The organism is Luteimonas salinilitoris, assembly GCF_041300785.1.
Lineage (GTDB): Bacteria > Pseudomonadota > Gammaproteobacteria > Xanthomonadales > Xanthomonadaceae > Luteimonas > Luteimonas salinilitoris.
Map to the genome: position 1 here is coordinate 295,385 of NZ_JBFWIB010000004.1, position 18,841 is coordinate 314,225.

General features: G+C 68.2%; 16 protein-coding genes. 7 read left to right on the forward strand and 9 right to left on the reverse strand.

Features of this window, described 5'->3' with window-relative positions; translation table 11 throughout:
• The first annotated feature begins 340 nt into the window (after window positions 1-340).
• On the forward strand, window positions 341-1,252 hold the full coding sequence (gene cysD, locus AB5T46_RS09685; RefSeq protein WP_370563699.1) for a sulfate adenylyltransferase subunit CysD: 912 nt from the start codon (window positions 341-343) through the stop codon (window positions 1,250-1,252).
• Window positions 1,252-3,150 carry a sulfate adenylyltransferase subunit CysN gene (cysN, locus tag AB5T46_RS09690; protein ID WP_370563700.1) on the forward strand — a complete coding sequence of 633 codons (1,899 nt, stop codon included), beginning with the start codon at window positions 1,252-1,254 and terminating at the stop codon, window positions 3,148-3,150. The genes cysD and cysN overlap by 1 nt, the downstream gene beginning before the upstream one ends.
• Here the strand turns inward: cysN and AB5T46_RS09695 are convergent.
• Entirely contained in the window at window positions 3,136-4,053 is a 918-nt protein-coding gene (locus AB5T46_RS09695) for an ATP-grasp domain-containing protein (RefSeq protein WP_370563701.1), read from the reverse strand. The two genes, cysN and AB5T46_RS09695, sit on opposite strands and share 15 nt — an antisense overlap.
• A gap of 107 nt (window positions 4,054-4,160) precedes the next feature.
• Here AB5T46_RS09695 and AB5T46_RS09700 point away from each other — a divergent pair, with 107 nt between their 5' ends.
• Both AB5T46_RS09700 and AB5T46_RS09705 read left to right on the forward strand, forming a co-directional pair.
• On the forward strand, window positions 4,161-4,895 hold the full coding sequence (locus AB5T46_RS09700) for a CoA transferase subunit A (RefSeq protein ID WP_370563702.1): 735 nt from the start codon (window positions 4,161-4,163) through the stop codon (window positions 4,893-4,895).
• A 143-nt stretch (window positions 4,896-5,038) separates the two neighbouring features.
• Entirely contained in the window at window positions 5,039-5,665 is a 627-nt protein-coding gene (locus AB5T46_RS09705; protein WP_370563703.1) for a CoA transferase subunit B, read from the forward strand.
• Window positions 5,666-5,805: 140 nt separating this feature from the next.
• Here AB5T46_RS09705 and rfbD read toward each other — a convergent pair whose 3' ends face one another.
• The 5 genes from rfbD to AB5T46_RS09730 form a co-directional block, all read right to left on the reverse strand.
• Complete coding sequence (gene rfbD / locus AB5T46_RS09710; RefSeq protein WP_370563704.1) at window positions 5,806-6,702, reverse strand: dTDP-4-dehydrorhamnose reductase; 897 nt, start codon at window positions 6,700-6,702, stop codon at window positions 5,806-5,808.
• The gene (gene rfbC / locus AB5T46_RS09715; RefSeq protein WP_370563705.1) at window positions 6,702-7,265 is read right to left on the reverse strand and encodes a dTDP-4-dehydrorhamnose 3,5-epimerase; all 564 of its coding nucleotides are present in this window, start codon (window positions 7,263-7,265) and stop codon (window positions 6,702-6,704) included. The genes rfbD and rfbC overlap by 1 nt, the downstream gene beginning before the upstream one ends.
• On the reverse strand, window positions 7,262-8,146 hold the full coding sequence (rfbA, locus tag AB5T46_RS09720; RefSeq protein ID WP_370563706.1) for a glucose-1-phosphate thymidylyltransferase RfbA: 885 nt from the start codon (window positions 8,144-8,146) through the stop codon (window positions 7,262-7,264). The genes rfbC and rfbA overlap by 4 nt, the downstream gene beginning before the upstream one ends.
• Window positions 8,143-9,210, reverse strand: coding sequence for a dTDP-glucose 4,6-dehydratase (gene rfbB / locus AB5T46_RS09725; protein ID WP_370563707.1), 1,068 nt, complete (start codon window positions 9,208-9,210; stop codon window positions 8,143-8,145). Before rfbB ends, rfbA begins: the two co-directional genes overlap by 4 nt.
• A gap of 326 nt (window positions 9,211-9,536) precedes the next feature.
• The gene (locus AB5T46_RS09730) at window positions 9,537-11,171 is read right to left on the reverse strand and encodes an electron transfer flavoprotein-ubiquinone oxidoreductase (RefSeq protein ID WP_370563708.1); all 1,635 of its coding nucleotides are present in this window, start codon (window positions 11,169-11,171) and stop codon (window positions 9,537-9,539) included.
• Window positions 11,172-11,401: 230 nt separating this feature from the next.
• Between AB5T46_RS09730 and AB5T46_RS09735 the strand changes: the two genes are divergently transcribed.
• Entirely contained in the window at window positions 11,402-12,013 is a 612-nt protein-coding gene (locus AB5T46_RS09735) for an alpha-ketoglutarate-dependent dioxygenase AlkB family protein (protein ID WP_370563709.1), read from the forward strand.
• A gap of 97 nt (window positions 12,014-12,110) precedes the next feature.
• Here AB5T46_RS09735 and AB5T46_RS09740 read toward each other — a convergent pair whose 3' ends face one another.
• The 3 genes from AB5T46_RS09740 to metF all read right to left on the reverse strand — a co-directional run bounded on the left by AB5T46_RS09740 (window position 12,111) and on the right by metF (window position 14,965).
• Window positions 12,111-13,040: a branched-chain amino acid transaminase gene (locus tag AB5T46_RS09740; RefSeq protein WP_370563710.1), complete on the reverse strand. Its 930-nt coding sequence runs from the start codon at window positions 13,038-13,040 to the stop codon at window positions 12,111-12,113.
• Window positions 13,041-13,228: 188 nt separating this feature from the next.
• Window positions 13,229-13,813: a hypothetical protein gene (locus tag AB5T46_RS09745; protein WP_370563711.1), complete on the reverse strand. Its 585-nt coding sequence runs from the start codon at window positions 13,811-13,813 to the stop codon at window positions 13,229-13,231.
• Window positions 13,814-14,077: 264 nt separating this feature from the next.
• Window positions 14,078-14,965, reverse strand: coding sequence for a methylenetetrahydrofolate reductase [NAD(P)H] (gene metF / locus AB5T46_RS09750; protein WP_370563712.1), 888 nt, complete (start codon window positions 14,963-14,965; stop codon window positions 14,078-14,080).
• 252 nt (window positions 14,966-15,217) lie between these two features.
• Between metF and AB5T46_RS09755 the strand changes: the two genes are divergently transcribed.
• Both AB5T46_RS09755 and AB5T46_RS09760 read left to right on the forward strand, forming a co-directional pair.
• Window positions 15,218-15,979, forward strand: coding sequence for a phytanoyl-CoA dioxygenase family protein (locus AB5T46_RS09755; protein WP_370563713.1), 762 nt, complete (start codon window positions 15,218-15,220; stop codon window positions 15,977-15,979).
• 220 nt (window positions 15,980-16,199) lie between these two features.
• Window positions 16,200-18,818: a TonB-dependent receptor gene (locus AB5T46_RS09760; protein WP_370563715.1), complete on the forward strand. Its 2,619-nt coding sequence runs from the start codon at window positions 16,200-16,202 to the stop codon at window positions 18,816-18,818.
• Window positions 18,819-18,841: the final 23 nt, after the last annotated feature.

An 18,841-nucleotide genomic window follows, 5' to 3' on the forward strand; every position in this document is an offset into this window, starting at 1 on the left:
CACACTCTTGCGCGGTGGCAGACGTCGTTTCCTCCGTGCGACGGGCGGAGGGGCCGGCTTGCCGGACACACGAGAGGCCCGGAAACCGGGCGACCGCCCCGCCGGCGGCGGCGAACGAAGAGGTCGGCATGGGCGGAGCAATCCGGACCGGGAGATGGGGCTGCGCCGCGGGTCCCGGCCAGGCGGCATTTGCTATAGGCTGAACAGGCATGTGCTCATAACGGAATGTCGCGCCCGGATCCGCTGCCGATCGGGGACACTGGACGCACGTACCGTCGCCCTGTCCGCCTGGCACGGTGTGGCCACTATGCTCCAGTCCACGAATCGTACCCGCCATCGCATGACCGATCCCTCCAGTCTTTCCCATCTCGACCGCCTCGAAGCGGAGAGCATCCAGATCCTCCGCGAGGTGGCCGCGGAGTTCCGCAATCCGGTGATGCTGTACTCGGTCGGCAAGGACAGCTCGGTCCTGCTGCATCTGCTGGTCAAGGCATTCCACCCGGCGAAGCCGCCGATCCCGCTGCTGCATGTGGACACCGGCTGGAAGTTCCGCGAAATGATCGCCTTCCGCGATCGCCGTGCCCGCGAAACCGGCGTCGAACTGCGAACCTGGACCAATCCGGACGGTCTCGCGCAGGGCATCGGCCCGATCAGCCATGGCGCCACCGTGCATACCGACGTGATGAAGACCCAGGCCCTGAAGCAGGCGCTGGACAAGTGGGGCTTCGACGCCGCGATCGGCGGTGCCCGGCGCGACGAGGAGAAGTCGCGCGCCAAGGAGCGGATCTTCTCGTTCCGCAACGCCCGGCACCGCTGGGACCCGAAGCGCCAGCGTCCCGAACTGTGGAGTCTCTACAACACCCGCATCCACAAGGGCGAATCGGTGCGGGTGTTTCCGATTTCCAACTGGACCGAGCTGGACGTCTGGCTCTACATCTTTCGCGAGGGCATCCCGGTGCCCTCGCTGTATTTCGCCGCCGAGCGCCCGGTGGTTGCTCGCGACGGCGCCCTGATCCTGGTCGATGACGAGCGTCTGCCGCTGCGGAAAGGCGAGATTCCCGCGATGAAGAAGGTCCGCTTTCGCACCCTGGGCTGCTATCCGTTGACCGGAGCGATCGAGTCCGGGGCCGAGACGCTGGAGGAAGTCATCGCCGAGATGCTGGTCGCCACCACCTCCGAACGCCAGGGACGGGTGATCGACCAGGATCCGGGCGCTTCGATGGAGAAGAAGAAGCAGGAGGGCTACTTCTGATGAGCGGTAACGCCGAACAGGCTGCGAGGGCCCGGTCGGCGGTTGCCGCCTACTTGCAGCGGCATGAGACCAAGAGCCTGCTGCGCTTCATTACCTGCGGCAGCGTCGACGACGGCAAGAGCACGCTGATCGGCCGCCTGCTGCACGACACGAAGCTGCTGCTGGACGACCAGCTGGCCGCGCTCGAGGCCGACAGCCGGCGCCACGGTACCCGGGGCGACGAGATCGACTTCGCCCTGCTGGTCGACGGCCTGGCCGCCGAGCGCGAACAGGGCATCACCATCGACGTCGCCTACCGCTTCTTCGGCACCGACAAGCGGAAGTTCATCGTTGCCGACTGCCCCGGCCACGAGCAGTACACCCGCAACATGGCCACCGGCGCCTCCACCGCCGACCTCGCCATCGTGCTGGTCGACGCCCGCAAGGGCCTGCTGACCCAGACCCGCCGGCACAGCTACATCGTCTCGCTGCTGGGCATCCGCCACGTGATACTCGCGGTCAACAAGATGGATCTGGTGGATTACGATCCAGAGGTGTTCGACGACATCGTCACCGGCTACCGCGCACTGGCCGGTCAGCTCGGCATCCCCAACGTCACCTGCATTCCGCTGTCGGCGCTGAAGGGCGACAACATGCTGGAGCGCTCGGCTGCGACCCCCTGGTACCAGGGCGAGACCCTGCTGGAGCACCTGGAAAGCGTGGATGCCGGCCGTGAGTCCGGCACCGGGGCATTCCGCCTGCCGGTGCAATGGGTATGTCGGCCCGACCAGGACTTCCGCGGCTTTGCCGGCACCGTCGCATCCGGGCCGGTCTCGGTCGGCGAGGAAATCGCGGTGCTACCGTCGGGGCAGCGCTCCCGCGTGGCCCGCATCGTCACCGCCGACGGCGACCTGCAGCGGGCCTTCCCCGGCCAGGCCGTCACCCTGACGCTGAGCGACGAGATCGACGCCAGCCGCGGCGATGTCATCGCCGCCGCCTCCAGTCCGCCGGAGGTCGCCGACCAGTTCGCCGTTCACCTGCTGTGGATGGACGAGCAGCCGCTGCTGCCCGGCCGCCCGTACTGGTTGAAGATCGGCACCCGTACCGTCGGCGCCCAGGTCACCGAGATCAAGCACAAGATCGACGCCAACACCCAGGACCAGCTGGCCGCCAAGCACCTGGAGCTCAACGAGATCGCCTACTGCAACCTCTACCTCGACCAGCCGATCGCGTTCGAGACCTATGCCGACAGCCGCGAGCTGGGTGCCTTCATCCTGATCGACCGCCAGACCAATGGCACCGTCGGCGCCGGCACGCTCGACTTCGCCCTGCGCCGCGCCGGCAACATCCACTGGCAGCATATCGACGTGGACAAGAGTGCGCGTGCCCGCATCAAGCACCAGCAGCCCAGGTGCCTGTGGTTCACCGGGCTGTCCGGCTCGGGCAAGTCCACCATCGCCAATCTGGTGGAGAAGCGCCTGCTGGCGATGGGTCATCACACCTACATCCTCGACGGCGACAACGTGCGCCACGGACTCAACAAGGACCTCGGCTTCACCGACGAGGACCGGGTCGAGAACATTCGCCGCGTCGCCGAGGTCGCGAAGCTGATGGTGGATGCGGGCCTGATCGTGCTGGTCAGCTTCATCTCGCCGTTCCGCGCCGAGCGGCGCATGGCGCGGGAGATGTTCGACGAGGGCGAATTCCAGGAAGTGTTCGTGGACACGCCGCTGCAGGTCGCCGAGCAGCGCGACGCCAAGGGCCTCTACGCCAAGGCGCGGGCCGGCCAGATCCGGAACTTCACCGGCATCGATTCGCCTTACGAGCGCCCGGAACGGCCGGAGCATGTCCTCGACACGGTCGCGGAGGACGCCGCCATCCTGGCCGAGAGACTGGTGAGGACGCTACTGCCCGATTAGCGTATCTGCCGGCAGGCGGGCCGCCAGCGCGGCGACCAGACGGTCGGCGGCGCCGGGCGAGCGGGACAGGAACAGCGACGGCTCCGTCAGCTCCAGTTCCAGCAGGTGCGGGTGGCCGTCGTCGCGGATCAGGTCGATGCGGGCATAGGGCAGGGGCCGGTCGAGTCCGAAGCGGCGTCGCACGGTGGTCAGCACGGCGTCGGCCAGGGAACGCTCGTCCGCTGCCGCCTGGCGCGGGCCGATGCTCTCGACGGCCGGAAGCGCTTCCCCGGTGCCGCCTTCGGTCAGCAGCGGTCCCTTGCGGATCGCATGGCTGAACGCGCCGTCGATGTAGACCAGTGCCGTCTCGCCCAGCTCGTCGACCGTGGCCAGGTAGGGCTGCAGCAGCACGCTGCGTCCGGCATCGAGCAGGCGGGCGATATGGCTGGCGGCGGCGACCTCCTGGTGCCCGGCATGGCGTTGGGCGTCGCGGGCGCCGGCGCCGACCGCCGGTTTCACCACGAAGCCGTGATCGTGTCGCACGGTGGACAGGAAGGCCTGCAGTGCCGGCAGCGGCTCGGCGTCGGGCTCGACGAAAGTACTCGGGATCACCGCCAAGCCGTCCGCCGCGAGGTCGGCCAGGTAGCGCTTGTCGCTGTTCCAGCGCACCACCGGCAGCGGGTTGAGCAGGGTGGTGGTGCGTTCCACGTCCGCGCACCAGGCCAGGAAGTCCGGCCGCCGCAGGGCGTAGTCCCAGGTGGAGCGCAGCAGTACGAGGTCGAAGCGGCCCCAGCCGACGCTCGCGTCATCCCAGGCCAGCGCCTGCGCCTCGAATCCGGCGCGGGCGCAGGCCGCCAGCAGCAGGGGCATGTCTTCGTCGTGGCCGGTGACCGCGATGGCGGTGGCGAGGGCGATGCGTGGCATCCCCTCAGTGTAACGGTCGCGCGCGCCGCGCCATTGCCCGAAAGTACGGTCGGCCCGGCGGCCGCCAAACGGTAGACTGTGCCTCTTTCCGCGTGAGGAGTCGCCCGATGGCCGAGGCCGTTGCCCCGTCGAGCGGGGATGCGAAGAACAAGCTCTATCCGGATGCCGCCGCGGCGCTGGATGGTGTGGTCGCCGACGGCCAGACGCTCGCCGTCGGCGGGTTCGGCCTGTGCGGCATCCCCGAGGCGCTGATCGCCGCGCTGCGCGATTCCGGCGTGAAGGAACTGACGGTGATTTCCAACAACGCCGGCGTCGACGGCTTCGGCCTCGGGCTGCTGCTGGAAACGCGCCAGATCCAGAAGATGATCTCGTCGTACGTGGGCGAGAACAAGGAGTTCGAACGCCAGTTCCTGGCCGGCGAACTCGAGCTCGAATTCAACCCGCAGGGCACGTTGGCCGAGCGCCTGCGCGCCGGCGGCGCCGGCATCCCGGCGTTCTTCACCCGCACCGGCTACGGCACCGTGGTGGCGGAGGGCAAGGAGACGCGGCAGTTCGGCGAGCACCATTACGTCATGGAAACCGCGCTCACCGCGGACGTGGCACTGGTCAAGGCCTGGAAGGCGGACCGGTCCGGCAACCTGGTGTTCCGCAAGACGGCGCGCAATTTCAATCCGGCCTGCGCCACCGCGGGCAAGGTCTGCGTGGCGGAAGTGGAGGAGGTGGTGGAGATCGGCGCGCTGGATCCCGACCACGTGCACCTGCCGGGCATCTACGTCGACCGCATCGTCCACAACCCGAACCCGGAAAAGCGCATCGAACAGCGCACCGTCCGCGAAGGGTGAGCGACTGCGCCTGGGCGATGCCCTGTCGGCATCGCCCGCAGCCGCGAACGCCCGGCCATGGATGGCCGGGCCGGGGCTGGAAGGACGGTGGTGTTTCGCCATGGACGGCAGCGACGATTCCCGAAACGAACGGAGAATGGAAAATGCCCTGGACCCGCGACCAGATGGCGCAACGCGCCGCGCAGGAACTCACCGACGGCGCCTACGTCAATCTCGGCATCGGCCTGCCGACGCTGGTGGCCAACCACATCCCCGACGGCGTCGACGTCTGGTTGCAGTCGGAGAACGGGCTGCTCGGCATCGGTCCGTTCCCGACCGAGGAGGAGGTCGACGCCGATCTCATCAATGCCGGCAAGCAGACCGTCACCGCGCGCAAGGGCGCCAGCTATTTCGGCAGCCACGACTCGTTCGCGATGATCCGCGGCGGCCACATCGACCTGGCCATCCTCGGCGCCATGCAGGTCACCGGCAAGGGCGACCTGGCCAACTGGATGGTGCCCGGCAAGATGGTCAAGGGCATGGGCGGCGCGATGGACCTGGTGGCCGGCGTCAAGCGCGTGGTAGTGCTGATGGAACACGTGGCCAAGGACGGCGGCCACAAGATCCTGCCCGAGTGCACGCTGCCGCTGACCGGCGTCGGCGTGGTCGACCGCATCGTCACCGATCTCGGCGTGCTCGATGTGACCGATGCCGGCCTGGAGCTGGTCGAACTGGCACCGGGCGTGAGCGAAGATGAGCTGAGGCAGAAGACGGGCTGCCCCATCGACTGATGTCCGGCGGTCCCGCTTTAGTCACCGACGGCTCGCGAGCCGCACTGTAAAGCAGCACTTTCGTGGCTGCGTTGCGAATGGTCGAGTCCTTCGCCCCGAAACAGGACTGACCGCAGATGCTGCAGTCGGATGCGTGCCCGTTACGCCAGTTCCGCCATTACCTGATCCAGACCGATGCGCCAATCGGGCAGCGTGATGCCGAAATCGCGCGCCAGCCGGGAGGTGTCCAGGCGCGAGTACGCCGGCCGGCGGGCCGGCGTCGGATAGTCGGCGGTGGTGATCGGTTGCACGCGAGGGGTGCGGGCAAGCAGCCCGACCGCCAGGGCCCGCTCGAAAATCGCCTCGGCGAAGGCATGCCAGGAGGTTTCTCCGTCCGCGGCGAGATGCCAGGTGCCGGTCGATCCCGGCGCGCGCGCCAGTGCCAGGGCGGTTGCCTGCGCGACCCAGGCGGCAGGGGTCGGCGTGCCGATCTGGTCGGCCACTACGCGCAATGCGTCCCGCTCGGCGCCCAGGCGCAGCATCGTGCGCAGGAAATTGTGCCCACGGTGGTCGTAGACCCATGCCGTGCGGAAGATCATGTGCCGGCAGCCGCTGGCGCGGACGGCGTCCTCGCCGGCGAGCTTGCTCGCGCCGTACACGCCCAGCGGCGCGGTTTCGTCGTCCTCGTGCCAGGGGCGATCCGAGTTGCCGGGAAAGACATAGTCGGTCGAGTAGTGCACGAGCAGTGCGTCGCGCGCGGCGCAGACCTCGGCCAGCTCGGCCACGGCGTCGCGGTTGATCCGGTATGCGACTTCCGCTTCCGCTTCCGCCTTGTCGACGGCGGTCCATGCGGCGGCGTTGACCACGACATCGGGCGCGACGCGTTGTACGAGCGCCTCCAGTGCACGCGGCGTCTCGAAATCGCCCGCTTCGCAGGGCAGCGCCGAGCCGGGCAGCCGGCCGCCGCGGGTGGCCGCGACGATGTCGCCGAGGCCGACCAGGCTGCGATGCAGCGCATAGCCGACCTGCCCGTTGGCGCCCAGCAGCAGGATGCGCATCAGTCCCGTCCGGTGAAGATGGGCTGCCGATCCCCAGCGATCTGGTGCAGCAGCGGCGCCGCCGCGTCCTTGGCCGAGAGCGACGGATCTTCGACCGGCCACTCGATGCCGATCGACGGATCGTTCCATGCGACGTTGGCATCGGCGGCGGCATCGTAGGGCGCCGTGCACAGGTACGAGAACAGGGCGGATTCGCTCAATACGACGAAGCCGTGCGCGAATCCTTCCGGAACCCAGAACTGGCAGCGGTTTTCCGCCGAAAGCATCACGCCCGCCCACTGCCCGAACGTCGGCGAGCCCCTGCGGATGTCCACCGCCACATCGAATACCTCGCCCTCGAGCACGCTGACCAGCTTGCCTTGCGGATTCGGCCACTGGTAATGCAACCCGCGCAGGACGCCCCGCGCCGAGCGCGACAGGTTGGACTGGACGAACTCCGGCCCGATCCCGAGCGCCGCATAAGGCTCACGGTTCCAGGACTCCATGAACCAGCCGCGCGCATCGCCGTAGACCTTCGGCTCGATAAGCAGGCATTCCGCAAGCGGTGTCTCCGTCGCCTTCACAGGGCGCTTCCCCGTTCGACGAGGGCGGCCAGGTATTGGCCGTAGCCGTTCTTCTTCAGTGGCTCCGCCAGCGCGAGCAATGCCTCGTCGTCGATCCAGCCGTTCTGCCAGGCGATCTCCTCCGGGCAGCAGATCCGCAGGCCCTGGCGCGACTCGATGGTCTCGATGAACGAAGCCGCCTGCAGCAGCGACTGATGGGTGCCGGTGTCGAGCCAGGCCGATCCGCGCCCCAGCGCTTCCATGTGCAGCTGCCCGTCGTCGAGGTAGAGGCGGTTCAGGTCGGTGATCTCCAGCTCGCCCCTTGCAGACGGCTTGAGCGACGCGGCCCGGTCGCAGACGCCGGCATCGTAGAAGTACAGTCCGGTGACCGCGTAGTTGGAGCGCGGCTGCGCGGGCTTTTCCTCGATGCCGATCACCTTGCCCGCACCATCGAGTTCGGCGACCCCGTAGCGTTCGGGATCGCTGACGTAATAGCCGAACACCGTGGCGCCCGCGTCGCGCGCGTTGGCATTCCGCAAGGTCTCGGTCAGGCCGTGGCCGTAGAAGATGTTGTCGCCGAGGATGAGGCAGCTGGGATCGCCGTTGATGAAATCGCGGCCGATCGTGAACGCCTGCGCCAGCCCGTCCGGGCTGGGCTGCACGGCGTAGCGGAGCTCGACGCCCCATTGCGAGCCGTCGCCGAGCAGGCGCTGGAATAACACCTGCTCGTGCGGGGTGTTGATTACCAGGATCTCGCGGATGCCCGCCAGCATCAGCACGCTGAGCGGGTAATAGATCATCGGCTTGTCGTACACCGGCAGCAGCTGCTTGCTGATGCACTGGGTGATCGGATACAGCCGGGTTCCGGAACCGCCGGCGAGAATGATGCCCTTTCGATTCATGCAGCCTCTCCCTCGCCGAGGCGCTCGAGCCGGTAGGCGCCATCGAGGATGCGCGTGGTCCAGGCATGGTTGTGCAGGTACCAATCGACCGTTTGCGCGATCCCCTCCTCGAAGCCGAGCGAGGGCGACCAGCCCAGTTCGCGGCTGATCTTGGTGGTGTCGATCGCGTAGCGGCGGTCGTGTCCGGGCCGGTCGCGCACAAAGGTGATCTGTTCCCCCCGCGCCTTGCCGTCCTCGCGCGGCAGGCGCTCGTCGAGCAGCCGGCAGATCGTCTCGACGACGACGATGTTCTCGCGTTCTGCATTGCCGCCCACGTTGTAGGTCTCTCCGATACGGCCGGCCTCGAGCACCCGGCGGATCGCGCTGCAATGGTCCTTCACATAGAGCCAGTCGCGCACGTTGCGGCCGTCACCGTAGACCGGGATCGCGTCCCCCGCGGCGGCCTTGGCGATCACCAGCGGAATGAGCTTCTCCGGGAACTGGTACGGCCCGTAGTTGTTGGAGCAGTTGGTGGTCAGCGTCGGCAGGCCGTAGGTGTGATGGAAGGCCCGCACCAGGTGGTCGGACGCCGCCTTCGAGGCCGAGTAAGGTGAATTCGGCGCGTAGGGCGTGGTCTCGGTGAACCGGCCCTCCGCTCCGAGCGAGCCGTAGACCTCGTCGGTGGACACATGCAGGAAGCGGAACCCGCCACGCTCCTGCTCCGGCAACGCGCGCCAGTAGTCGCGCGCGCACTCCAGCAGGCCCAGGGTGCCGACCACATTGGTCTGGACGAAGGCGGCCGGGCCGTCGATCGAACGGTCGACGTGGCTCTCGGCGGCGAAGTTGACGATCGCATCGGGCCGGTATTCCTTCAGCAGCCCCGCCACGAGCTCGCGGTCGCCGATGTCGCCCTCCACGAAGACATGCGCGGGATTGCCACGCAGCGACGCCAGCGTATCCGGATTGCCGGCATAGGTGAGCAGATCGAGATTGACGATCCGGACGTCTTGTCCGATGGCGTCGAGCACGAAGTTTCCGCCGATGAAACCGGCGCCGCCGGTGACGAACCAAGTCTTGGAGGTCATGTATGCGAACGACCCTGTGCAGTGGAACGCCACAGTTTAACCGGTGCACCTGCTTCCTGCGCTGCAGCGGTTCAGGGTATACGCTCGTTGGCGCCCGGAGCCGTCCCTTGGATGGCTCCGGCCCCGAGGCGCGTATCGGCAGGAGGAGAGATGCAGGCTCTCTGGTCGCCGGAGCGCCTTGCTGACCAGGAAACCATCTTGCCGCGCTGCTTCCGCGAACACCAGCTTGGGATCGACCGGCCCGTTCCGGTGCGACCGTGATCGGTCGGCCGTAGGAACCACATGGATCGCAGCGTGCGACCGTTATCGGTCAAATGCGAGCGGGCTCACAGATTCTGGTAGTTCGGCCCGGCGCCGCCTTCCGGCGTCACCCAGGTGATGATCTCGTACGGATCCTTGATGTCGCAGGTCTTGCAGTGCACGCAGTTGGCGGCGTTGATCTGCAGGCGCTTGCCGTGCTCGGCGGCGGCGTCCTCCACGATCTCGTAGACCGCGGCCGGGCAGAAGCGGGTGCAGGGATTGCCGTATTCCTCGGCGCAGCGGGTCACGCAGACTTCGGTGTCGTGCACGATCAGGTGCACGGGCTGGTCCTCGTCGTGCTCGGTGGCGGCGAAGTACACGCCGGCCAGGCGGTCGCGCGGCGGCAGGTCGCGCTGCACGTAATCGGGCTCGCGTCCGTCGGCGCTGCGCCCGTCGAGCTTGTCCAGCGAGGACCAGTCGGCCTTCACCTTCAGCGTCCACGGCGACAGGCCGCCGGTCGCGGTCTCCCAGGCGGCATTGGCCAGCCCGAACCACAGGCCGCGCTTGAATCCGGGCTTGATGTTGCGGACCTTGCGCAGCTCGGCCATCGCCTCGGACGCGCGCAGCTTCGCATCGAAGCCGACGGGCGCGAGCGCGCCGGCGGCGAGGTGCTCGGCGGCCAGCATGCCGCTGCGGATCGCCTGGTGGGTGCCCTTGATCTTGGGCACGTTGAGCAGGCCGGCGGTGTCGCCGATCAGCAGCGCGCCCGGCATCTCCACCTTCGGCAGCGACTGCCAACCGCCGGTGACGATGGCGCGCGCACCGGCCGAGAGGATGTTGCCGCCTTCCAGCAACGGCTTGATCGTCGGGTGGTGCTTCCACTGCTGGAAGGCTTCGTATGGCCGGAACTCGGGGTCCGCATAGTCGAGGCCGCTGACGTAGCCGATGGCGACCCGGTTGTTGTCGAGGTGATACAGGAAGCTGCCGCCGTAGGTGCGGTTGTCCACCGGCCAGCCGAGCGTATGCACGATCCTGCCCGGCGACACGCGTCCGTCCGGCAGCTGCCACAGCTCCTTGATGCCGATCGAGTAGGCCTGCGGATCGCTGTCGGCATCGAGCGAGAAGCGCTTGACCAGGCGTTTGGTGAGATGCCCGCGCGCGCCCTCGGCCAGCACCGTGACCTTGGCGCGGATGTCGATGCCCGGGGTGTAGCCGGGCTTGTGCGAACCGTCGCGGGCGACGCCCATGTCGCCGATGCGCACGCCGACGACCGTGCCGTCGTCGTCGTGCAGGGTTTCGGCGGCGGCGAAGCCCGGATAGATCTCCACGCCCAGCGCCTCGGCCTGCGGCGCCAGCCACGCGCACATCGCGCCCAGCGAGACGATGAAGTTGCCGTGGTTGCGCATGCCCGGGGGCACGATCGGCGCCTTGCGGCCGCCGGTCTTCGACAGCAGCCAGAGCTCGTCCTCCTTCGCCGGCACGCAGACCGGGGGCGGGTTGTCGCGCCAGCCAGGGAGCAGCGCGTCGAGCGGACCGGGCTCGATCACCGCGCCGGACAGGATGTGCGCACCGATGGTGCTGGACTTCTCGATCACGCAGACCGAGATCTCCGGATCCAGCTGCTTGAGGCGGATTGCGAATGACAGCCCCGCGGGGCCGGCGCCCACGGTGACGACGTCGTATTCCATCACGTCGCGTTCGGCTTCGGCTGGCTGGTTCATGCTGGCTCCGCGGATGGCATCCGGGGATTGTCGCGGGTTTGTCGTGAATGCGCCAAGTTCGGGCAGATCGCGCGGCCGAAGGTCCGGTCGCCGTGCCCGTAGAGCGGAGCTTGCTCCGCTATGTTGGCTCCGGAGCCTGGAGCAGCGGAGCAAGCTCCGCTCTACGGGGGAAGGTGCAGTCTATTATTCGGGGTGCGGCCGGCGCGCGTCCTCCCGTATGCTCCGGCGCCATGCCGTTGACTTCCGTACCGTTGCCCGACGCCGATCTCGCCTTCGATCCGACCTGGCTCGATGCGGCGCAGGCCGATGCGCTGTTTGCCGCGCTGCTGGCGCAGGTGCCGTGGGAGACGCACCGCATCCGCATGTTCGGGCGCACCGTCGACAGTCCGCGGCTGAGCTGCTGGATCGGCGATCCGGAGGCGAGTTATCGCTACTCGGGGACGCGATTCGAGCCGCGGCCCTGGCCGCAAGTGCTCGCGCCGCTGCGCGTGCGCCTGCGGGAGGCAGCAAGCATCGATTTCAACAGCGTGCTGGCGAACCTGTATCGAGACGGCCGCGACCGCATGGGCTGGCATTCGGATGACGAGCCGGAACTCGGTCCGCGCCCGACGATCGCGTCGATCAGCCTGGGCGCGCCGCGGCGTTTCCTGCTCAAGCGTCGCGACGGTTCGGGCGAGCGCCTGGCGCTGGAATTGCCGCATGGCAGCCTGCTGCTGATGCGCGGCGAGACCCAGCGCCACTACCGTCATGCGCTGCCGCCGACCGCCAGGCCGGTCGGCGCGCGGATCAACCTGACTTTCCGTGCGATCCGGACACGCCAGCAGGCCCCAGCTCCCCCGTAGAGCGGAGCTTGCTCCGCTGCTCTCGGCTCCGGAACCCATGAGGTGTCGTTTTCCGCGATGCGGTGTTTGCAAGAAAGGCAGCGGAGCAAGCTCCGCTCTACGGCGATGGGGGCGGGCTTAGCGGCTCCAGCCAACCATGCCGGTCCGGCGTGCTGCCGTCGAACAGGCCGAAGAACAGTGCCTGCAGCCGGCGGGTCACCGGGCCGGGCTTGCCGGCGCCGACCTGGCGGCCGTCGACCGAGCGGATCGGCGTGATCTCGGCGGCGGTGCCGCACATGAACAGCTCGTCGCACAGGTACAGGTACTCGCGCGGCAGGTCGCGCTCGACGACTTCGATGCCGTCGGCGCGCGCCAGCGTGATCAGGCTGTGGCGGGTGATGCCGTCGAGCAGCGCCGCGCTGGTCGGCGGCGTATGCAGGGCGCCGTCGAACACCAGGAACAGGTTCTCGCCGGCGCCTTCGCTGAGCAGCCCGGTCGAGGCCAGCGCGATGCCTTCGCCGAAGCCGAGCCGGCGCGCCTCGCGTGCGACCAACTGCCCGGACAGGTAGTTGCCGCCGGCCTTGGCGCCGGCGGGAATGGTGTTCGGTGCGAAGCGCTGCCAGCTCGAGACGCAGGCATCGATGCCGGTCTCGAGCACGCCCTCGCCCAGGTAGGTGCCCCAGTTCCAGGCGCCGACCGCCACGTCCACCGGCGTTTCCGCGGACAGGCCGAACCCGCCCAGGCCGCGGAAGGCGATCGGGCGCAGATAGGCGGTGCCGAGCGCATTCCTGTGCAGCACCTCGCGGCAGGCGGCGTTGAGCTGGTCGAGCGTGTACGGGATCTCGATCTCGTGGATCTTCGCCGAGGCGAACAGGCGCCGGTTGTGGTCCGACAGGCGGAAGATCGCCGGGCCGTCCGGGGTGCGATAGCTGCGGATGCCCTCGAACACCGAGGAGCCGTAGTGCAGCGCGTGCGCCATCACGTGCGTGGTGGCTTCGGCCCAGGGCTTGATGCCGCCGTTGTGCCAGATCCATTCGGGGTACTGCATGCTGCGGCCGCCTTGGATGGGGGACAGCGCATTTTAGAGCGTGGCATGTGCTTTGGAGTGCTTTATCCGCGCGTCTGGGCCGCTGCGAGGCAAGGCGCGGGCCGCCGCCAAGGCTGGCCGCCTTGGCAAGGCCCGCAACGCCGCCTCGCGGCGGCCCAGGCGCGCGGGAAGGCGCTTCAAAGTGCGGTTTACAGGCTCACCCACCAGCAGTCGAGATGCCGGCGCAGGCCGAAAATCGTGCGCATCGGCGCCACGCTTGCGCCGACGGTCTGCTCCACCCGCAGTGCGACCGGCCGGCGACTGGTGGCCGCGCGGAACCCGTCGCCGGACGTCACGCTGGCGCTGATGCCGGCGTGCTCGGTCACGACCACGGGCGTTGCCGGGCGCAGCGCGACGATGTCGACCAGCGGCTGCTGCGCGATCCGGTCGAGCCGGTCCATGGTGCGGTAGCCCGCGCCATTGGACATGCCGGCCCAGTGATAGACGCCGGCCAGGCGGTTGACGTCGCGATTGTCGATCGCGATGGTCATCTCGTGGATCAGGTCGTGCAGGTTGCGCGCGCAACCGCCGCGATAGGCTTGCGATGCCTGCGCCGCGGCGTTCCGCGGCGTGCGCTCCACCGCGCCCAGGTCGCTGCATCTGCGGTCGGTATAGATGGTGCCGCCGTCGGGCGTGGTGCAGCGGTTGATCTGCGCCTGCGCCGCCGAGAACGTCGTGAATCCCGCCGTTGCCAGGCCGAGGGCGATCACGCAGGGGAGGGTGCGGCGAATCATCGCGCCAGCCTAGCGTCCGTGCCGCCCGTCGGGAAGTGACGACCGATGCGGGGCGCATTCAGCCGGGCAATGCGGCTCGCACGGCGCGCCTTCCTCGCGCCCGCGAAATGTGCGGCGCCCCGTAGGAGCGCACCATGCGCGCGATGCCGCGCCAGGCAGCCTTTTCCGTTACACGAGACAAGGCCCGTCGCCACGGGCGGTGCAAATCAATAGCCGAGCCCATCGCGATGGATCAAAACCTCGCCTGTTGGCTTGAGGTGCGGGCTATTCACTGACACCGCCCGTGGCGACGGCCCATTCTTCACTGCGGCGGAAAGGGCTGCCTGGCGCGGCCAGCCGCGACAGCAGCGTCTGCGTGGGCTTGGCCAGGTTGAGGGTGTAGATGTGCAGGCCGGGCGCGCCGCCCTCGAGCAGCCGTCGGCACAGCGTGGCGACGATGTCGGCCCCGAACTCGCGCACCGCCTCGGCATCGTCGCCGTAGGCCTGCATGCGCTTGCGCATCCAGCGCGGGATCTCCGCGCCGCAGGTCTCGGAGAAGCGCCGCAGCTGCGAGAAGTTGGAGACCGGCATGATGCCCGGCACGATCGGCACCTCGATGCCGGCCTTGCGCGCCGCATCGACGAAATGGAAGTACGCCTCGGCGCTGTAGAAGTACTGCGTGATCGCCGCATCCGCGCCCGCGTCCACCTTGGCCTTGAAATGGCGCAGGTCGGCCAGCGCATCGTCGGCCTGCGGGTGGATCTCCGGGTAGCAGGCCACCTCGATGCGGAAGGTGTCGCCGAACTCGCCGCGGATGAAGGCCACCAGGTCCGAGGCGTAGCGCAGGTCGCCCGGGTGCCCCATGCCGGACGGCAGGTCCCCGCGCAGCGCCACGATGCGCCGGCAGCCGAGGTCGCGGTAGCGCGCCAGCAGCTCGCGGATCTCCTCGCGGGTGCCGCCCACGCACGACAGGTGCGGCGCGGCGTCGAAGCCGTGTTCCTCGTACAACCGGCGCACGGTTTCCGGGGTGTAGCTCAGCGTCGAGCCGCCGGCGCCGAAGGTGCAGGAGACGTACTCGGGCGCGTACGCCTTGAGCTTGAGCGCGGTGCGGTCGAGCTGTGCGCGCTGCTCGTCGGTCTTGGGCGGGTAGAACTCGAAGGAGATCGGGGTCATCGTGGCAGGCGGGTCGGATTCGCCTGAATGGTATCTCTTTATCGCGATGGATGTGAATCGTTGATCGGGGCGGACATGCCGCGAGGGACGGCCTGCCGTGAACAGGCGGTGCCAGGCGCATCGGAGCGCCGGCGGCGAACGCGGGTGCGGTCGCGCGCAAACTTTCCTATCGAATGAAGACAGATCCCGTCGATTGATCGCCCCGGCGTCCAACGCAGACTGGGCCGACCAGACGAAAAGCGTGCGGTCAACATGTCCTATCCCGACGCCACCCAGGACCAGGTCGATTTCTTCCGGCAGCACGGCTACCTGCTGGTGACCTCGGCGATCCCGCCTGCCGACCTGGAGCCGCTGGAGTTCTGGTGCGACCGCCTGCTCGAAAACAAGGAAGAGCTCGCGAACGACTGGGCCTGGGACCAGAACGAGGCGCGGGACAAGCGCTCGTTCCGGATCGTCCAGGCGTCCCCTTCCAAGCTGTGGGCCGACATCGGCAGGCAGCGCTACCGGGCCTGGCTCGTCGATTTCAGCGCGCAGCTGATGCGGCAGCCGATGGAGTTCTGGTACGACCAGTTCCTCGGCAAGCCACCGAAGAACAGCGTCCCGACCTACTGGCACCAGGATGAGGGCTATTGGGGCAGGAACCTCGAGGACCGCGGCATCACCGGCTGGATTCCGCTTCACGCCGTCGACGAGGTCAACGGCTGCATGCACTTCATCGACCGCGGGCATGCGGATGGCATCCTCCCGCACCACCTGGTCCCCGGCGTCCAGAGCGACCTGCTGACCTGCGAGGTCGACGAGCGCCGTGCCGTGGCTTGCCCGATGGCGCGGGGCGACGTGGTCTTCCACCATTCCAAGACGCCGCACATGAGCGGCCCCAACGACGGGCCGCAATGGCGCAAGGCGGTGACCAACCATCTGCGGGTGGCCGGCTCGGGAGGGGAGGGCGATCACTATCCGTGGCGCGTCAAGGTGAACCAGCGGACGGGCGAGCGCAAAGCGGTAGGCATGTGACGGCTGGCCCCAGAACTCCCGTCACTTTCCGGAAGGGCGCAGGCCGGCGCGAGGATTGGCTTCTAGATATCCCTTCATAAAGCCGCCGGCTTTTGCCGGGGTGTTTACCGTGCGGTTGCAGCAACGCAACTGAAAACTGGGTGAAGCATTCGCGCCATAAGATCGCCACATCACGCCACCGCCCGGTGGCGTTCCTTTTTCCTTGCCTTGCAGAACCCAGATGACCGCATGTAGGAACCGACTCTCCCTCGCCGTCGCCGGCGTACTCGCGCTCGCCGCCATGGCCCCGGCCTTCGCCGCCGATGACACCGGTGCCAACGACGCCGTCACCCTCGACACGGTGCGCGTGACCGCGAACTACGGCTACCAGCCGATCGACGTCAAGCAGGAAGCGCCCACCATCGTCGACTCGGTGAGCTACGACGACATCGAGGCGCCCACCGGCGACAACTCCATCGCCTCGATGCTGGTGCAGGTGCCGGGCGTCAGCTACGAGGGCGACGGCGACGAGCCGCGCTACATCACCATCCGCGGCATCTCCTCGGACCTCAACGTCACCACGCTCGACGGCCTGGCGCTGGCGACCACCGGCGAGAACGGCTCCGGCAGCCGCCGCGTCAACCTGCAGCTGGTCCCCAGCGATATCGCCGAGCGCGTCGACGTGTTCAAGGCCTTCACCGCCGAACAGGACGCCGCCGCCATCGGCGGCGCGATCGACATCGTCTCGCGCTCCGCGTTCGCCACGCCCGGCCCGTACTTCATGGTCGACGGCTACGGCATCTACTCCTCGTTCGAGGGCCCGGCCGGCGAGAATGCCGGCGGCGCGGGCAAGTCGCACTGGGGCAAGGGCCTGAAGACCGCCTTCGCCGACCGCTTCGGTGCGGACGGGCAGTTCGGCGTGGTGTTCACCGCCCGCTACCAGGACCGGGTGCGCAACTCCAACAAGAACTGGAGCGACGCCCGCACCTACTTCGACACCGACGGCGCGCCGATCGCCGCGCCGGACCCGGCGCTGGGCTGGGACGGCAACAACTCGCTGGCCAAGTTCGCCTACGGCGACTACAGCAACGTCATCACCAACAAGGGCGCCTCGCTGAAGCTGGAATGGCGCCCGCGCGAGGACATCGACACCTTCCTGATGGGATATCTGTACAACCGCCGCGAGTCGTCGACGATGAACTCGACCAACATCATCGGCGACCCCAACGACGTGCGCGACCGCACCCAGGACACCGGCACCGTCGCCGTCGACTACATCCAGTCCGTGGTGCGCTATAACCAGTGGGACCGCACCGCCAGCGGGCTGACCAGCGGCATGGACTGGCACCTCGACGACCTTTCCACGCTGTCGCTGCGCGCCGGCTACACGCGCGAGCAGTACAAGGACACCCAGCCCTACCTGCAGACGCGCACCACGCCGGACGGCCAGTACTTCAGCTATCTGATGAGCAAGCTGCCGCAGCTGACCGGCTACATCGGCGACCCGTTCTCCAACCCGTACCTGCTGCGCGCCGCCGAGATGACCCACACCCGCGCGCAGCAGAACGTGCTCGACCTGCGCGCCGACTACGCCTTCAACCTGGCACCCGGCGCGACCGGCTTCGGCTTCAAGGCCGGCGCGCGCTGGAGCCGGCTGCGCATGGACAAGGATGTCGACAGCCTGCGCCGCGTCACCGGCAGCGACGCCACTGGCTACATGTACGACCCGAACTACTCGCACCACGGCAGCGGCGGGCTGGTCGTGCCGTGGCCGGACTACGAGCGGTTCTACGGCAGCGTGTTTCCCGGCCTGCCGGTCGACGAGGCGGCCACCCACCGCCATAGCACGATCGCCGACTACGCCTACGAGGAGGAGATCGCCAACGCCTACCTCTCGCTGCACTACGCCACCGATGCCACCCGCTACATCCTCGGCCTGCGCTACGACGACACCACCTTCGACGGCCGCACCCCGCTCACTCTCGACGGCGAGCTCACCGGCGACGTCGCCCGCCCGAACGGCGGCTACGCGAGTTGGCTGCCGTCGTTCAACGTCGTGCACGACCTCAACGAGCGGTGGAAGCTGCGCGGCTCGGTCAGCCGCACCATCGGCCGCCCCACGCCGGGCAACGTCGCCCAGGCCGAGAGCCGCACCTGCGGCGAGGAGGTCACCGGCTGCAGCATCACCCGCGGCAACCCGGATCTCGACCCGCGCCGCGCCGACAACTACGACCTCGCCATCGAGCGCTACTTCGACGGCGGCAACGCGCTGGTCGCGCTCACCGCGTTCCGCAAGGACATCGACGACGACATCTTCACCCTGACCACCGAAGTGGAGAACGACGGCGTGCTCGACCGCATCCGCCAGCCGATGAACGCCGAGACCTCGACCATCCAGGGCCTCGAACTCGCCCTGGTCAACCGCGCCTTCGGCTTCCACCCGAACCTCGGCGCCTCGTTCAACGTCAGCCTGCTGGACGGCGAGATGAACTACGTGACCGACAGCGGCGGCCGCAGCCTCGAGCGCATGCTCCACCAGCCGGACTGGATGGCCAACCTCACCCTGACCTACTACGTCCCGGCCATCCGCGGCACCGCGCGCCTGTCGGTCAACCACCAGGACGACTATCTCGGCTCCATCGGCTCCACGCCGTGGAACGACAAGTTCGTCGACAAGATGACCACCGTCGACTTCTCGTTCTGGCACCAGGTGGGCGAGCGCTGGACGTTCAAGTACGAGGTCGACAACCTGCTCGACGCGCATCCGGAGTGGTACCACGCCCGCAACGTCGGCGGCACGCTCTCGCAGCGCGACGAGTACGGCCAGGGCGTGTACGTCCACGCCATCTACGCGCTCTGACCCACCATCGCGCCGCCGCCCGG

Coding starts and splice junctions, on each gene's coding strand:
- cysD (WP_370563699.1), top strand. CDS start 341: ATGACCGATCCCTCCAGTCTTTCCCATCTCGACCGCCTCGAAGCGGAG.
- cysN (WP_370563700.1), top strand. CDS start 1,252: ATGAGCGGTAACGCCGAACAGGCTGCGAGGGCCCGGTCGGCGGTTGCC.
- AB5T46_RS09695 (WP_370563701.1), bottom strand. CDS start 4,053: ATGCCACGCATCGCCCTCGCCACCGCCATCGCGGTCACCGGCCACGAC.
- AB5T46_RS09700 (WP_370563702.1), top strand. CDS start 4,161: ATGGCCGAGGCCGTTGCCCCGTCGAGCGGGGATGCGAAGAACAAGCTC.
- AB5T46_RS09705 (WP_370563703.1), top strand. CDS start 5,039: ATGCCCTGGACCCGCGACCAGATGGCGCAACGCGCCGCGCAGGAACTC.
- rfbD (WP_370563704.1), bottom strand. CDS start 6,702: ATGCGCATCCTGCTGCTGGGCGCCAACGGGCAGGTCGGCTATGCGCTG.
- rfbA (WP_370563706.1), bottom strand. CDS start 8,146: ATGAATCGAAAGGGCATCATTCTCGCCGGCGGTTCCGGAACCCGGCTG.
- rfbB (WP_370563707.1), bottom strand. CDS start 9,210: ATGACCTCCAAGACTTGGTTCGTCACCGGCGGCGCCGGTTTCATCGGC.
- AB5T46_RS09730 (WP_370563708.1), bottom strand. CDS start 11,171: ATGAACCAGCCAGCCGAAGCCGAACGCGACGTGATGGAATACGACGTC.
- AB5T46_RS09735 (WP_370563709.1), top strand. CDS start 11,402: ATGCCGTTGACTTCCGTACCGTTGCCCGACGCCGATCTCGCCTTCGAT.
- AB5T46_RS09740 (WP_370563710.1), bottom strand. CDS start 13,040: ATGCAGTACCCCGAATGGATCTGGCACAACGGCGGCATCAAGCCCTGG.
- AB5T46_RS09745 (WP_370563711.1), bottom strand. CDS start 13,813: ATGATTCGCCGCACCCTCCCCTGCGTGATCGCCCTCGGCCTGGCAACG.
- metF (WP_370563712.1), bottom strand. CDS start 14,965: ATGACCCCGATCTCCTTCGAGTTCTACCCGCCCAAGACCGACGAGCAG.
- AB5T46_RS09755 (WP_370563713.1), top strand. CDS start 15,218: ATGTCCTATCCCGACGCCACCCAGGACCAGGTCGATTTCTTCCGGCAG.
- AB5T46_RS09760 (WP_370563715.1), top strand. CDS start 16,200: ATGACCGCATGTAGGAACCGACTCTCCCTCGCCGTCGCCGGCGTACTC.